The sequence below is a fragment of the Sedimenticola selenatireducens genome, assembly GCF_007625115.1.
Lineage (GTDB): Bacteria > Pseudomonadota > Gammaproteobacteria > Chromatiales > Chromatiaceae > Sedimenticola > Sedimenticola selenatireducens_A.
This window is the reverse complement of record NZ_VMNH01000003.1, coordinates 85,332-99,462: the sequence shown is the minus strand read 5'-3', so window position 1 is coordinate 99,462 and position 14,131 is coordinate 85,332. Positions and strand designations below refer to the sequence as shown.

Here is a 14,131-nt window from a genome sequence, read left to right as displayed (position 1 = left end):
GCATGGATCTAAAGAATCCTATTTAGAGGCCGTTAACCTACCCACATAAAGAGATCCAACACCGAGTTGGGCTCGAAATAATGGGATCAGAAGGTCCAGCTCAGGGAGGTTATTACATGTTCAGCTCACTCAAGATCGGCCATAAGGTCTGGTCAGGATTTGCAGTCGTCTTGATCATTATGGCGGCCATCTCGATACTGACGCTCAAGAGTCTCGCAAATGTCGAACACTCTGTGGTGGAGATGGTGCAGGTTCGCCAACCCACCGCCTTGCTATCAAAAGAGCTTTCCGCCAATGTCCACCAAACGGCAAGCGCTCTGGGCTTCTTCCTGTCCACCAAGGAAGAGACGCATCGCGAGGGATTTTTAAAGGGGTTAAAAGAGTCTGAGGCGCTGGTAGCCAAGCTCAAAGAACACAAAGCTGTCTTCTCAGATAAACAGTCAGCCGATTTGGTCGATGGGCTCGCCAATGATCTACAAAAATTCCGCTCAATCGGTGATCAGTTACTGGAGACCGCCACCAGCTATGAGGGCAATTTTCCCGGTATAGCCTACGCCAACACCAACCTCAACCCCATGAGTCGAGTGATGGTACAGCTCACCTCGCAGATGATCGCCTCTGAACAAGAAGAGGATGTCAGTGAAGAGCGGCGCGAGATGCTCGTGCTCTTCTCTGATCTACGTTATGCCTGGAGCAACGTCATGAGCAGTATTCGTGGCTATTTGGCCTTCCGTTCAGACGCCGTGACCAATGACCTGAAACTCTACATCGAACGCACCGAACAGCTTCTGGGTAAAGTTGAGGCATTTGAGGATGAACTGACCCTGGATCAGGCCGATTCACTGGCTCAATTCAAGAGCCAGCTATCAACCTATAAAGCCAACATTGAAAAAATGATGTCGATTCATGGCGGTGATCAATGGCGAACCGACGCCTGGTTGGTACGCAGTGAAGCGACCCCCCTGTTTCAACAAATCGATAACAAACTGAATACCCTGGAAGAGCTTCAGGCCCAGGCGATAGCGCAGACAAATACCACACTAATTGATGAAACAACCCGAACCACCAGTACGGTTTCGATTCTATTAGCCATCGGTTTGGCGATTGGACTGTTTATGGCCTGGCTGATTGGTCGCGCTATCAGCAAACCTCTTAAGGAGGTGGTCGACGCACTGGATGATATCGCTCACGGTGAGGGAGATTTGACACGCCGTCTGGAAAGCCACACACAGGATGAAATTGGCCATCTGGCGCACGCGTTCAACACCTTTATCGATAAGATCCAGGCGCTGGTGCAGCATACCGCCAAGGCCACGAGTGAAGTAATCTCTGCCGTTGCGGAGACAACCGATAGCACCAGCATCATCACACAAAAAGTGCTTACCCAAGAGCAGGAGACACAGCAGGTCGCCACGGCCATTCATCAGATGTCCGCCACCATTAACGAGGTTGCCAGTAATGCTGCCAATGCTTCAGAGGCGTCTCGTTCAGCCACCAAAGAGGCCGCTGCCGGCCATAAAACTGTTGAAGAAACTGCCTTGTCGATTCAGGCGTTGCATGCAGAGATCAGCGCAGCAGCGACTATTATTGGTCAGGTAGAGAAGAACAGCGCTGGGATCGGCAGTGTATTGGATGTCATTAAGGGCATTGCTGAACAGACCAATCTGTTGGCGCTGAATGCCGCCATTGAAGCCGCCCGCGCCGGTGAGCAGGGACGGGGGTTTGCCGTGGTTGCAGATGAAGTACGTAATCTGGCCACCCGCACCCAGGAGTCTGCAGGAGAAATTGAAGAGATGATCCGCAATCTGCAGACCAATACCCATCAAGCGGTAAAGGCGATAGAAAGTGGCTGCGGTACAGCTGAAAAAAATGTGAAACAGGCCAATAGCGCCCGCTCATCCCTTGAAGCAATCAACACGGCCATTGATACGATCAATGCCATGAATAACCAAATAGCCCTGGCCTCCGAGCAACAGAGTGCGGTATCGGAAGAGATCAATCGCTCCATTGTCGCTATCAGTCAAGAGAGTAAAGATGCCGCAGCACTCTCGCAAAGCTCCATGGCCACTACAAAACACCTGGGCCAGCTCGCCGCGGAGCTGCAACAAGTCGTACAGCAGTTCAAACTATAACGGGGTGGGCGACTTGCTCCTCCTCTAAGCTGTTTCGATACCTCGACAACTCGCCATAGGGCGCCCCATGGGCGCCGTCGGCGGGCACGGCCCGCCCTATGACCTGGGACGGAAGCGCATATGATTCATGACTACGACGGCTAACCACAAGATGTAGGTGGGAGGCGCGAAGCGCACTGAACACCTGAAAGTCGGCCCGAAGGGTGAGCGAAGCGAATAATCCAGCCACGACCCGAGGTGCCCGCACACCCTGGATTCCCGCCTTCGCGGGAATGACGAGGTCGGTGCGGAATGACGGAGGCTAACGCGGAGTTGCATGGAGGGTGCAACCCTGCAAAGATGCCGATCTCTGAACGGCTGATTCTACACCCACCATGACTACACTCTTTGTTAACCGCCTGACCGTGATTGATTTCTCCTACCTCGACCCGGTACATGGGCTGCTGGGGGAGAGCTGGCTGGTGGACATTGAGCTGGACGGCTCTCTCGATCATCAGGGGATGGTCCTTGATTTTAGCGAAGTCAAAAAACAGGTCAAACAGACGATTGATCGTGAATACGATCACTGCCTGCTCATCCCCACCCAATATCCCCAATGCCAGATTCAGCAGCTTGAACATCGCTGTGATATTCAGTTTCAACTGGCATCAGGCGAGATCATTCGGCACAGCAGTCCCTACAGCGCTATCGCCCTGATAGCCGCGCCCGCTATCACCGAAGCAATCTTGATCCGTGTCATCAGCGAAAAACTCCAGAGCGTATTACCTGATAATGTCCAGGCACTACGCATCCGGCTCTATCCAGAGATGGCCAGTGATGCCTGGTACCAATACAGTCATGGCCTCAAGCACCACGCCGGCAACTGCCAGCGAATCGCTCATGGACACCGCTCTCGCATTGTCATTTATCGCAATAATGATCGTGATCAATCCCTGGAAGCCGATTGGGCAACGCGCTGGAAGGCCATTTACATTGGCACCCAGAGCGATCTTCTAGAGACCTTCCAGGAGAACGGAATCGAGTGCCATCGGTTTGGATACACCGCCAATCAGGGACTGTTTAAGCTCGAGATCCCCAGTGATCGGTGTTACTTGATTGAGACGGATTCAACCGTAGAGAATTTGGCTCAGCATATTGCGGCAACCCTGAAAAGTGAGCATCCAGAGGATGATTTCAGGATTGAGGCCTATGAAGGCGTTGACAAAGGGGCAATAGGCCTTGCCTGATCAGACATTGATCATAATCAGCCAAGGCCTCTGAAAAAAAACACTACCGGTCAAACTTCAAGCGCTGACCAGTTACCGCGGTATTGACTCCGCGGCCATCACGATAGGCCACCTGGCCATTCACAAAAGTTGTCGATATTCGGGTCCGCAGACGCTCTCCTTCCATGGGCGACCAACCGCATTTATAGAGTACGTCACCTCGCTCAACCCGATAGGGATTACGCAGATCAACCAGGACCAAATCAGCCCAGTATCCCTCTCGAAGATAGCCTCGCTCTGAAACATTAAAGAGTCGCGCCGGTCCATGACTGGTCTTCTCAACCAGCTGCTCCAGGGTAATCAGCCGTTCGTGATACAACTCAAACACCATCGGTAATGCCCACTGCACCAAGGGCAATCCAGCCGGTGCCTTAAAATAGCTGCCGAGCTTCTCTTCCAGGGTATGTGGCGCGTGGTCTGTAGCAATCACATCAATGCGGCCCTCTACAAGTGCCTTGCGAATTGCATCCCGGTCGGTCTTACTCTTCACCGCCGGGTTGCACTTGATGAAGTTCCCTTTATTCTCATAGTCCCGATCATCAAAATAGAGATGGTGGACACAGGCCTCTGCCGTGATCATTTTATTATCAAGCGGGCCTGGCTCAAAAAGGGCCATCTCACGGGCCGTGGTAAGATGCAGGACATGCAGGCGTGTTCCATGTTTCTTGGCCAAACCAACGGCCATAGAGGATGAGAGATAGCACGCCTCAGCGCTACGGATCTCAGGATGGCAGGCGATGGGCACATCCTCGCCATACTTCTCCCGATACACCGCCTCCAGATGCTGGATGGTAGGCGTATCCTCACAGTGGGTCGCCACTAAAATCGGGGCATCTTTGAAAATTGCCTCAAGGGCCTTTTCACTATTGACCAGCATATTACCGGTTGAAGCCCCCATAAAGACCTTCACCCCGCAGGCCTGCTTAGGGTCGAGTGCCGCAATCTCCTCCACATTGTCATTAGTGGCACCCAGGTAGAAGGCGTAGTTTGCCGAAGATCGGTCTTCGGCAATTAAATACTTATCTTCGAGTGCTGCCCGCGTGGTGGTTTGGGGATTGGTATTGGGCATATCCATGAAGCTGGTGATACCCCCCGCCACCGCAGCACGAGACTCACTCTGCATATCGCCTTTATGGGTAGCGCCGGGCTCCCGGAAGTGAACTTGATCATCAATCATGCCCGGAATGAGGGTCAGCCCTCCAGCATCCAGTACCCGCGTATTCTCTGGGACAGAAATTTCTGCTGCGATCTGCTCAATCCGACCCCGTCGAATGAGAAGATCACCTTCCAATATCCGCCCATCGTTTACCATGGAGGCATTCTTAATCAATATCTGCTCAGGCATAAAGGTCTCTGTTCTGTTTGCGTATCTACATGGAGTTTAGCTGATTGATCAGGCTAAGAAAGGAACTCAATCGTACTCTCTGTCTTTCCATCGCCTAACTGCAGTGAACACCTCAGCACCGTCTGCCAAGGAATGCCCCACATACTTTTCGGCAGCCGCTTTTACATTAGGCAATCCTACCCGCAGAAACGGGTTTGTTTGTAACTCAGTTTGCAGGAGAGAGGGTACAGAATTTTCTCCCTTGGCGAGTAGCGCCTGGGCCTCTTGTTCTCGTGCGGGGATAGCTTTACTTTCCGGCTCTACCCATTTCGCAAACCCAAGATTTGCCAGAGTGTACTCGTGCGCGCAATAGAGTTGGGTCTCTGGTGGTAAGGCAGCTATACGCTGCAAAGAGTCATGCATCTGCTCATGGGTGCCACCAAAGATGCCTCCACAACCGGCAGAAAACAGCGTATCACCGCAGAACAAGACCCCTTCCCCATAGTAAGCAATATGGCCTTCGGTGTGGCCCGGCACTTCCATCACTTCAAAATCAGCCTGAAGTCCCGGTATATCGGGATGATCACCCTCTTTCAGGCGACTCTTAATGCCCCGAATGGTCTCATGGGCAGGACCAAAGACTGCCACTTTTGGAAAGGCAAATTGTAAATCCATTACCCCACCCGTGTGATCGATATGCTTGTGGGTAATGAGAATAGCGCTCAATCTTAATCCCCGTGATTTGAGCCAGGCCAGCACCGGCTCACTCTGACCGGGATCTACGGCCACGGCTGTTTCGCTGCCAGGGTTATGCAGCATCCAGATGAAATTATCCTTGAATGCCTTGACGGGGGTAATTTCCAACATAGGGTCACTCCGCTCGTTTACTATTTTCCGTAGAGGTCTTCCGGATCAATCAATGGCTCCGAGACCACCTCTACCTTGTCACCGCGTACCGCATTATAAAAACAGGTACGACGCCCAGTGTGGCAGGCAGGCCCCGTCTGATCCACCAATAACAGGATGGTGTCACCATCGCAATCGAAGCGCATATCCTTAAGAATCTGTACCTGACCGGAAGATTCACCCTTGCGCCACAACTTCTGACGTGAACGAGACCAGTAGCATACCCGCCCCTTCTCCAGTGTCTCATCCAGTGACACCCGATTCATCCAGGCCATCATTAATACCTCGCCGGTATCGTGCTGCTGGGCAATGGCAGGGATCAGCCCATCAGCATTAAACGGAAGGTTATCCAGCACTTCAGCCAGGGGTAAGCTTTCACCAAGCTTAAACTTTTCACTTTTCTTCATTAGTCCATCCAGTACTTTGACACATAGGTTCTATGGAAATCATAACACTGATGGGATCGCGTCATGAACTTCGACTCAAAAAGCCTGTGGCAGATGCCTTCTGCAGAAACGGGGTGGTATACTGGCCGAAAGCAGCCTCATCAGGAACAGGGCAGTGACCGAATATACATCAAAGCTGAAACAAGCCGGACTCAAAGTTACCCTCCCACGTCTCAAAATACTTGAAATATTGAGCCAGGGTGAGGGCCAGCACGCCAGTGCCGAGGATATTTACAAGATATTACTGACCCATGATGAAGATATTGGTGTCGCCACAATCTATCGTGTTCTCACTCAATGCGAGCAGGCTGGATTAGTCAAACGTCATCAGTTTGAAGGGGGCAGGGCGGTTTTCGAGATTGCCGAGGGCGATCACCACGATCACATTATCTGTGTACGCTGCGGACTGGTTCAGGAATTTAATGATGAGACGATTGAGAACCGGCAACGAGAGATCGCTGAGAAGGCCGGGTTCAAAATGGCCGAGCACAACATGACGCTGTATGGCTTGTGCAAACAGTGCCAGACAAAGTCAGAACGTAAGTAACGAGTACGGGATGCGTATCTTCAGAGTTTCATTCATTAATCAGGGAAAAGTCTATCAGCTTTTTGCCGAATCGGTGAATCAGGCCGATGTTTACGGGTTTATCGAAATCAAAGGGCTGATTTTTGGCGAAAACAGCGCTCTGGTCATCGATCCATCCGAAGAGAAACTCAAGAGTGAGTTCAGTGGCGTCAGTCGCACATTGGTTCCGATGCACGCCGTCATCCGGGTCGACGAAGTTGAAAAACGCGGCCAATGCAAAATAATGGAGCTGGATGGCAGCCCCAATATCACGCCATTCCCTGGGCATATTTATGGCCCCGGTAAAAGCTCAGACAAATAACCACCCCTTTCCCCGCCCATCTTTTATTGAGAATAATCATTGCCAATCTTCTGCATCCCTTAGAATATAAGGCAACCAGAATATTCGGTAACGCCAATGAAAAGGGATCAATCATTTCTGATCAGCCTGCTGCTCTCCTGCACATTCATAGTGGCATGCTCACCACAATCGCCAAGCCTGGATGATACCACCGTACCCCCTTTAATCAGTGCCGCCGAGTCTGGAGACACGCAGCACATCGCTGCTCTTCTGAAGAGCCAAGAGCCTGTCGATGCTCGGGACAGTTGCCACTGGACCCCACTTATGAAGGCCTCGCTCTATGGCCACGAAATCGCGACCGAACAACTGATCAGCGCTGGTGCGAATCTGGACCTGACTGATAAAGGCGGCTATAGCGCGCTGATGCTCGCCGCATCGAATAATCACGCCTCAGTGGTAAAACGCCTGCTTGAACAGGGTGCTAACCCCAACATGCAGGAATCGACCAAAGGCTGGACGGCCCTTATCTGGGCCGCCAAACGTGGGCACAAAGCAACTGTGGATGCCCTGCTCCAAGGGGGCGCAGCGACTGAGATCCATGACTTCGAAGGCGAAACTGCACATAGCTGGGCCATTGCAAACCAGCACACTGAAATAGCTAAATCATTGGAAAATCGTAAAAAAGATACCTGACACAATCTAAATTCAATAAGGCGAGTTTCATCACTAAAAGGGAGAGATACCATGAGCATTAAGAATGATCAGGAGTTGAAAGCAGCGCTAAACGACCTCACACAGGATCAGCAGCGCATCTTGGGGGCACGCTTCACCCAAAGCGTCATCGGGTTAACAGATAACCCCAGACTTGAATCGGCGCTGAAGATTGCACTGGACCCACAAAGCGATGTGCATGCCTTAAACGATGCCTACAAGGTTGCTAAGTCAATTGCTACAAAGACCTACACCGCTTGCGGCCGAGATGCCGACTGGGGACTACAGGCCGAGCACTTTATTGCCGCCGCTTGTGCCGCCACATTGACACCCACCGCTCTGATGACAGAGGCGTTTAATGCCGCCTGGAAGGCCGCCATTCAAGCGCGTATGGCGAAAAACTGTATCATGATAGAGAGTGAAACCGGTGAGGTGGAAAATGAAGCCGAGAAGCAGTATCAACTGACCCGGTCATTCAAGGATGAGCAATAACCGCCCATAAACCTCAATTTTGCCGTTGATTATTTGAGCAGGGATTAGGCGTATCATTAAACTGTAAATGATGCGCTACGTTGCTATGGGCGTGAAATAGTTCTCTGGATGACCCCAGAAAAGCAGCCGGGTAATACGGGTAATAGAAGTATGAAACAACGTCTGACCAGTTTGATTCAGGAAGCACTGCAGCCGCAACACCTGGAAGTGATTGACGAAAGCCATATGCACAATGTGCCAAAAGGGGCACAGTCCCACTTTAAGATTGTGGTCGTAAGCAATCAATTTGAGGGCTTGTCTCTGGTCAATCGTCATCGAATGGTCAACAGCCTGGCAAAACCACTATTTGATGAGGGCCTGCATGCCTTGGCGCTGCACACGATGACCCCCGAGCAGTGGCAACAGAAAGGCGGAACATTCCCAAAATCACCACCCTGCATGGGTGGTGGCAAGTAGGGATCTACCCTCAAGCAGGGTCTGCATAGTCACACTTCCCCCAACACTCATCTCACATAATTCACCACCAGACTTGCACTTTTTCAGTTTTTTCCTTAATTTCAGGTAAAACTATAATTAAAGTGGGGGAGTGGTATGACGATCTGTTCGCAAATCAAGGGTTATGCACGTAATCATGAGCGGGTCGCTGACCTCTCTTCGTTGATGGCCGTAGCCCTGCTGTTTACAACTATCTGGGTCGCCATTGATTTTCAGGCCATCATCTTCAGTTGGATCAAGCAGAGTATCTTGCTACATGGTCCGGCCGTCATCCTACTGCTGATACTGGATGTTTTTCTGATTTTCATGCTGCTGAATATTGGTTCGACCCGACTCGAAAACCCCGACGATGAACATCAGGATCGCTGCTTTGGTACCTTTCGAGGACGCATGCATGGCGGATTCAATCTCGGGACCGCATTCAACAACTGGGTCCACCATATTGAACAGGTCAATAAAAAGCACCGCTAAAGCATCCGTCAGGTATCCAACGCCTGCACCACAGATAGCAGCCCTGCCGTACTGGATAATCAGCATCCTATTATTGATGGTGCTGAGCGGATGCGCCTCGATGGCAACACAACGGCTCGCCAGTAATCTGGCGAGCGCCATGTTGAATCAAGATGATCCGGATACGGTTCGGGCCGGGGCACCCGCCTATCTTCTGCTACTCGATGGCATGATCCGGGATAATCCAGACGATCAAGGCTTATTGGTCGCCGGCTCTCGGCTTTACGCCGCCTTAGCGAGCGGACTGATTCGTGATCCCGACCGAATCAAACGCATGACCAACCGTTCCCGTGACTACGCCAGCCAGGCGCTCTGTTTACGGCACATCACGCTCTGTGAAAAAGAGCGCGTCCCGTTTGAAAAATTCAAATCGAGCCTGAATGAAACCGGCCTGGATGAATTGAATGTACTCTATGCTTACGCCACCAGCTGGGCAAGCTGGATTGCCGCCCGGACAGATGACTGGGGCGCCCTGGCTGATTTACCCAAAGTTGAGCTGTTGTTAGAACGAATTATCTCCAAGACCCCTGGGTATGACCAGGGTCGAGCCCAACTCTACCTGGCCGTGATGCGCTCTCAACTTCCCCCGGCACTTGGCGGGAAACCTGAGACTGGCCGATATCACTTTGAGCAGGCCATCGCCTATTCGGAAGGTCGCGATCTGATTGCAAAAGTAGAGTTTGCCCGGCGCTATGCCCGTTTGGTTTTTGACCAGTCACTGCATGATAGACTGCTAAAAGAAGTGCTTGATGCCCCCGCCGAAGCCCCCGACCTGACCCTAAGCAATATCCTCGCAAAACAACAGGCTGTAGAATTATTAGGTGACGGTTATTTCTAGTCTGCGCTGTAGACCAAAAAGTATTAAGCTTAAGACAAACCCACAACAATAATTGCCTGGATGCACCATGCTGAAAAGCCTAATTCTTTGTTTATCTATACTCCTGCCCGCACTCTCTGTCAGTGCTACCACCCTGAAGATTGCCACCCTGGCACCCGATGGCACCAGTTGGATGAAGATCATGCGGGAGGGCGCTACAGAGGTAGAGCAACAGACCAACGGCCGGGTTAAGATTCGCTTCTATCCCGGCGGCGTAATGGGCAACGACAACAGCGTGCTGAGAAAGATTCGCGTCGGTCAATTGCACGGCGGTGCGATTACTGCAGGGGGGCTTTCCTCTGTCTACCCTGATATCCAGATCTATAGCCTCCCCTTCCTTTTCCGCTCATTTGAAGAGGTGGATTATGTCCGGGAACGTGTCGATCCAGTACTGATCAAGGGTCTGCAAGAGAACGGCTTTATCAGCTACGGCATTAGCGAGGGTGGCTTCGCTTACTTAATGTCGCATTTACCGCTAGACAGTGTTGACGCCCTGCGCCAGCAGAAAATATGGAGTCCCGAAGGCGATCAGATCAGCCTAACGGCGTTCCGTACTATCGACGTCTCACCCGTTCCACTGCCACTGACTGACGTGCTCACTGGGCTGCAAACCGGACTGATCGATACCGTTGGCTCATCACCGATCGGGGCCATTGCACTGCAATGGCACACCCGGATCAAACATATTGCTGACATTCCACTGATCTACCTCTATGGAACACTGGTCATCACCGAGAAAGCCGTGAGTAAACTCACCCCCGGTGATCGCCAGATTTTGAAACAGGTCATGGAGAAGCAGTTTCAGCAAATAAACCAGCAGAATAGAAGTGACAACCTGGGTGCCCGCAAGGCATTGCAAGAACAAGGTATTATCTTCCACCAGCCGATGAATGGTGATCGCCAAAGTTGGCAGGAACTGATTGACAAGGTGGAACAGCGCCTCAATCAAGAGAACCAGCTTGATCCTGTGTTATTCAAACAGATTCAGCAACACCTGGAGACGGTAAGAAAGGTCAAGGGATAACCGATGCAGCCAGTAAACCTGCTCAAGGAATTCGGACAGGCGCTTAATCAGGAACAGTTTGAAACGCTGCTGGAGAACCCGCATATTCGACTGCAGCGCATCATCAGCCCTCCTGCCTTCCGCTCAGAGCCATTTCAGCAACCCGAAGACGAGTGGGTACTGGTTCTTCAGGGAGAGGGCATCCTGGAGATAGCCGACGAACAGATCACCCTCGGTGTTGGCGACAGCCTGCTCATACCCGCAGGCACACCTCATCGCGTCATCACCACGTCCATTGATCCCCACTGTATCTGGCTGGCGTTTCACCTTGCAACCAGAGTGACGGATCCGGTGAACGCATGATCACGAAACTGAAGCGGCTAAGCGCACTCCTGCTGCAGATGGAAGATCTGCTTTTGACACTGTTACTGACCAGTATGATTCTGTTGGCCACCAGTCAGATTCTGTTGAGAAATCTCTGGGATTACAGTCTCTCCTGGGGCGACCCCACATTACGACTCATGGTGCTATGGATAACCCTGCTCGGTGCCATGGCGGCCACACGGGAGAATAACCATATTCGGATTGATCTTCTCTCCCGATATCTTTCTGTTCGCGCGCGACGCATCAGCAGCCTGATCACCGACAGCTTTGCATCATTGGTCTGTGGAATCCTGGCGTGGCACGCCGCACGTCTCGTGCTATTTGAAATGGAGGATAACGCACTGTTTCTGGATACTTGGCCGATCTGGCCATTTCAGCTGATCATGCCAATTGGCTTTGGCATCATCTCACTACGATTACTGCTCAATGCGCTGATTGGTAATCAAGGACAGGCCGTTTCATGATTTTCATAGGCGTCGCGCTGTTAATTCTTGCCCTTTTTGGCGCCCCGCTGTTCAGCATCATCGCCGCCAGCGCTATGCTCGGCTTCTATCGCAGTGACATTGATCTTTCCGTTGTCGCCATTGAGTTTTACCGTATTGCGGAAATGCCGGTACTACTGGCAATACCCCTCTTTACCTTTGCCGGTTACTTACTGAGCGAAAGCGGTGCACCCAGGCGCCTGGTTCGGCTGACCCAAGCCCTGCTCGGCTGGATGCCTGGAGGCCTAGCCATCGTTTCACTGGTTGCGTGCGCCCTGTTCACGGCATTTACCGGCGCCTCTGGCGTTACCATCGTTGCACTCGGCGCGCTACTCTACCCGGCCCTGACCCATGCGGGCTATCGGGAAAACTTTAGTCTTGGGCTGGTCACCACATCAGGGAGTCTCGGATTACTTTTTGCACCGGCACTTCCATTAATTCTTTATGCCGTTATTGCCCAGCAACTGGGCATAGCCGGCAATATCACCGTCGATGCCATGTTTCTGGCCGGTATACTACCGGGGTTGCTCATGTTGACCCTGCTGACCGGCTGGTCGATCTATTCCAGTCGGTCATTGCCACTGGAATCGTTCTCTTCTGAAGAAGCACTCAGCGCGATAAAGCAGGCCGCCTGGGAGCTACCATTGCCGATTGTAGTGCTCGGTGGAATCTACAGTGGCTATTTTGCCATCTCTGAAGCGGCGGCTGTAACCGCTTTCTATGTATTAGTGGTAGAGGTCTTCATACTGCGGGAGATTTCCCTGCGGAACCTGCCTGCCATTATGCGTAAATCAATGGTACTGGTGGGGGGCATCCTGGTGATCCTGGGACTGTCGCTGGCATCAACCAATTACCTGATTGATGCCGGCATACCCAGCCTGCTGTTTGATACTATTCAGGAATTGGTCAGCAGTAAATTGACCTTCCTGATCCTGCTCAACATCTTCCTGTTGATCCTCGGCACCATGCTGGATATCTTCTCAGCCCTGGTGCTGATGGTGCCGCTGTTGTTACCCATTGCGATCGGCTACGGCGTTGACCCTGTGCATCTCGGCATCATCTTTCTAGCCAATATGCAGATCGGCTACTTCACTCCACCAGTAGGTATGAATCTGTTTATTGCCAGTTACCGCTTTAAAAAACCTGTACTTCAACTCTATCTCGCCACCCTGCCCTGGTTTCTGATACTACTGGCAGCCCTACTGATCATCACCTACTGGCCTTGGCTATCACTGGTGTTGGTGAACTCCTGACAATATCCTTTCCTAACGATGGCCGAGCAAGGCATCCAGGTGTGCCAGTACACTGCGCGCCAACGAACCCACCTCATACCCGCCCTCCAATGTAGAGACGATCCGTCCCTCCGCATAGGTATCTGCAATCTCCTTTAGCTGGGTGGTCACCCAATCATAATCGGCTTCGCGTAACCGCAGGTGACTCATATCATCCGAGATATGCGCATCAAACCCGGCAGAAATCATCACCAGTTGCGGCTTAAAGTGGTGCAAAGCAGGCAGCCAATGCGCCTCAACCTGTTTACGAAACTCCTCTCCATTGGTACCGGCAGGCAAGGTGATATTGACGATATGGTCGGTCTCAGTCTCGTGTCCGGTAAAGGGGTAAAACGGATGCTGAAAACTGGAACAGAAGAGCACCCGAGGATCGGTTTCGAAAATATGCTCTGTGCCGTTACCATGGTGCACATCAAAATCAATCACGGCGACACGTTCTAGACCATGCTTAGCCAGTGCATAGGCCGCGCCTACCGCCACGTTATTGAAATAGCAAAAACCCATCGCGCGATCCCGTTCAGCGTGATGACCGGGTGGACGGATAGCACAGAAGGCCGATGTCACCTCCTTACTCATCACCAGATCAACCCCCTTAACCACGGCCCCGGCGGAACGCAGCGCTGCATCCAGGGTCTTAGGCATCATGAAGGTATCCCCGTCGAGCTCAAGGATTCCTTCATGGGGTGCATCAGTAAACAGCATGGTGACATAATCAGGATCGTGCGCAAGCTCCAGCTGTTCCCGTGTTGCCATCGGCGCATCATATTGTGAGAGGGCAAACTCCATACCGGTACTGATGAGTAGATCCTGTATGGCGCGCAGACGACCAGGCTGTTCTGGATGATCTTGACCGACATCATGCAACAGGCAATCTGGATGAGAAATATAGGCTATAGGCACAACTTAATCCTCAAAAAAATGTAAAATCGCTATCACATTCCTACTC

The 14,131-nt window shown here is 51.9% G+C and carries 17 protein-coding genes; 13 read left to right on the top strand and 4 right to left on the bottom strand.

The window, feature by feature from the left end:
• The first annotated feature begins 116 nt into the window (after positions 1-116).
• Both FHP88_RS01535 and FHP88_RS01530 read left to right on the top strand, forming a co-directional pair.
• On the top strand, positions 117-2,132 hold the full coding sequence (locus tag FHP88_RS01535) for a HAMP domain-containing methyl-accepting chemotaxis protein (RefSeq protein WP_186297555.1): 2,016 nt from the start codon (positions 117-119) through the stop codon (positions 2,130-2,132).
• A 374-nt stretch (positions 2,133-2,506) separates the two neighbouring features.
• Positions 2,507-3,358: a 6-pyruvoyl trahydropterin synthase family protein gene (locus FHP88_RS01530; protein WP_144357223.1), complete on the top strand. Its 852-nt coding sequence runs from the start codon at positions 2,507-2,509 to the stop codon at positions 3,356-3,358.
• Positions 3,359-3,401: 43 nt separating this feature from the next.
• Here the strand turns inward: FHP88_RS01530 and FHP88_RS01525 are convergent, their stop codons facing one another.
• The 3 genes from FHP88_RS01525 to hisI all read right to left on the bottom strand — a co-directional run bounded on the left by FHP88_RS01525 (position 3,402) and on the right by hisI (position 6,034).
• On the bottom strand, positions 3,402-4,742 hold the full coding sequence (locus FHP88_RS01525) for a dihydroorotase (protein ID WP_144357222.1): 1,341 nt from the start codon (positions 4,740-4,742) through the stop codon (positions 3,402-3,404).
• A 66-nt stretch (positions 4,743-4,808) separates the two neighbouring features.
• A complete protein-coding gene (gloB, locus tag FHP88_RS01520) occupies positions 4,809-5,588 on the bottom strand; it encodes a hydroxyacylglutathione hydrolase (RefSeq protein ID WP_144357221.1) in 780 nt (259 codons plus the stop codon).
• 20 nt (positions 5,589-5,608) lie between these two features.
• The gene (gene hisI, locus FHP88_RS01515) at positions 5,609-6,034 is read right to left on the bottom strand and encodes a phosphoribosyl-AMP cyclohydrolase (RefSeq protein ID WP_144357220.1); all 426 of its coding nucleotides are present in this window, start codon (positions 6,032-6,034) and stop codon (positions 5,609-5,611) included.
• A gap of 154 nt (positions 6,035-6,188) precedes the next feature.
• Here hisI and fur point away from each other — a divergent pair, with 154 nt between their 5' ends.
• The 11 genes from fur to FHP88_RS01460 all read left to right on the top strand — a co-directional run bounded on the left by fur (position 6,189) and on the right by FHP88_RS01460 (position 13,146).
• On the top strand, positions 6,189-6,620 hold the full coding sequence (gene fur, locus FHP88_RS01510; RefSeq protein ID WP_144357219.1) for a ferric iron uptake transcriptional regulator: 432 nt from the start codon (positions 6,189-6,191) through the stop codon (positions 6,618-6,620).
• 10 nt (positions 6,621-6,630) lie between these two features.
• Positions 6,631-6,960 carry a DUF1820 family protein gene (locus tag FHP88_RS01505; RefSeq protein ID WP_144357218.1) on the top strand — a complete coding sequence of 110 codons (330 nt, stop codon included), beginning with the start codon at positions 6,631-6,633 and terminating at the stop codon, positions 6,958-6,960.
• 96 nt (positions 6,961-7,056) lie between these two features.
• The gene (locus FHP88_RS01500) at positions 7,057-7,632 is read left to right on the top strand and encodes an ankyrin repeat domain-containing protein (RefSeq protein WP_144357217.1); all 576 of its coding nucleotides are present in this window, start codon (positions 7,057-7,059) and stop codon (positions 7,630-7,632) included.
• A gap of 51 nt (positions 7,633-7,683) precedes the next feature.
• Positions 7,684-8,142, top strand: coding sequence for a hypothetical protein (locus tag FHP88_RS01495; RefSeq protein WP_144357216.1), 459 nt, complete (start codon positions 7,684-7,686; stop codon positions 8,140-8,142).
• Positions 8,143-8,292: 150 nt separating this feature from the next.
• Entirely contained in the window at positions 8,293-8,598 is a 306-nt protein-coding gene (locus tag FHP88_RS01490) for a BolA family protein (protein WP_186297554.1), read from the top strand.
• A 135-nt stretch (positions 8,599-8,733) separates the two neighbouring features.
• Positions 8,734-9,108, top strand: a complete 375-nt coding sequence (locus FHP88_RS01485; RefSeq protein WP_144357214.1) for a cell division protein BolA — start codon at positions 8,734-8,736, stop codon at positions 9,106-9,108.
• 100 nt (positions 9,109-9,208) lie between these two features.
• Positions 9,209-9,985, top strand: a complete 777-nt coding sequence (locus tag FHP88_RS01480; protein WP_260843125.1) for a TRAP transporter TatT component family protein — start codon at positions 9,209-9,211, stop codon at positions 9,983-9,985.
• Positions 9,986-10,052: 67 nt separating this feature from the next.
• On the top strand, positions 10,053-11,048 hold the full coding sequence (gene dctP / locus FHP88_RS01475; protein ID WP_144357212.1) for a TRAP transporter substrate-binding protein DctP: 996 nt from the start codon (positions 10,053-10,055) through the stop codon (positions 11,046-11,048).
• 3 nt (positions 11,049-11,051) lie between these two features.
• On the top strand, positions 11,052-11,390 hold the full coding sequence (locus tag FHP88_RS01470) for a cupin domain-containing protein (RefSeq protein ID WP_144357211.1): 339 nt from the start codon (positions 11,052-11,054) through the stop codon (positions 11,388-11,390).
• Positions 11,387-11,875, top strand: a complete 489-nt coding sequence (locus FHP88_RS01465) for a TRAP transporter small permease (protein ID WP_144357210.1) — start codon at positions 11,387-11,389, stop codon at positions 11,873-11,875. Before FHP88_RS01470 ends, FHP88_RS01465 begins: the two co-directional genes overlap by 4 nt.
• Positions 11,872-13,146 carry a TRAP transporter large permease gene (locus tag FHP88_RS01460; protein WP_144357209.1) on the top strand — a complete coding sequence of 425 codons (1,275 nt, stop codon included), beginning with the start codon at positions 11,872-11,874 and terminating at the stop codon, positions 13,144-13,146. Before FHP88_RS01465 ends, FHP88_RS01460 begins: the two co-directional genes overlap by 4 nt.
• Positions 13,147-13,158: 12 nt before the next feature.
• On the opposite strand, the gene FHP88_RS01455 is transcribed toward FHP88_RS01460, so the two are convergent.
• Positions 13,159-14,085 (bottom strand): histone deacetylase family protein, encoded by a 927-nt coding sequence (locus FHP88_RS01455; protein WP_144357208.1) that lies wholly within the window; start codon positions 14,083-14,085, stop codon positions 13,159-13,161.
• Positions 14,086-14,131: the final 46 nt, after the last annotated feature.

Coding starts and splice junctions, on each gene's coding strand:
- FHP88_RS01495 (WP_144357216.1), top strand. CDS start 7,684: ATGAGCATTAAGAATGATCAGGAGTTGAAAGCAGCGCTAAACGACCTC.
- FHP88_RS01490 (WP_186297554.1), top strand. CDS start 8,293: ATGAAACAACGTCTGACCAGTTTGATTCAGGAAGCACTGCAGCCGCAA.
- gloB (WP_144357221.1), bottom strand. CDS start 5,588: ATGTTGGAAATTACCCCCGTCAAGGCATTCAAGGATAATTTCATCTGG.
- FHP88_RS01460 (WP_144357209.1), top strand. CDS start 11,872: ATGATTTTCATAGGCGTCGCGCTGTTAATTCTTGCCCTTTTTGGCGCC.
- FHP88_RS01535 (WP_186297555.1), top strand. CDS start 117: ATGTTCAGCTCACTCAAGATCGGCCATAAGGTCTGGTCAGGATTTGCA.
- FHP88_RS01525 (WP_144357222.1), bottom strand. CDS start 4,742: ATGCCTGAGCAGATATTGATTAAGAATGCCTCCATGGTAAACGATGGG.
- dctP (WP_144357212.1), top strand. CDS start 10,053: ATGCTGAAAAGCCTAATTCTTTGTTTATCTATACTCCTGCCCGCACTC.
- FHP88_RS01485 (WP_144357214.1), top strand. CDS start 8,734: ATGACGATCTGTTCGCAAATCAAGGGTTATGCACGTAATCATGAGCGG.
- FHP88_RS01505 (WP_144357218.1), top strand. CDS start 6,631: ATGCGTATCTTCAGAGTTTCATTCATTAATCAGGGAAAAGTCTATCAG.
- FHP88_RS01480 (WP_260843125.1), top strand. CDS start 9,209: ATGGCAACACAACGGCTCGCCAGTAATCTGGCGAGCGCCATGTTGAAT.
- FHP88_RS01530 (WP_144357223.1), top strand. CDS start 2,507: ATGACTACACTCTTTGTTAACCGCCTGACCGTGATTGATTTCTCCTAC.
- FHP88_RS01465 (WP_144357210.1), top strand. CDS start 11,387: ATGATCACGAAACTGAAGCGGCTAAGCGCACTCCTGCTGCAGATGGAA.
- FHP88_RS01500 (WP_144357217.1), top strand. CDS start 7,057: ATGAAAAGGGATCAATCATTTCTGATCAGCCTGCTGCTCTCCTGCACA.
- hisI (WP_144357220.1), bottom strand. CDS start 6,034: ATGAAGAAAAGTGAAAAGTTTAAGCTTGGTGAAAGCTTACCCCTGGCT.
- FHP88_RS01470 (WP_144357211.1), top strand. CDS start 11,052: ATGCAGCCAGTAAACCTGCTCAAGGAATTCGGACAGGCGCTTAATCAG.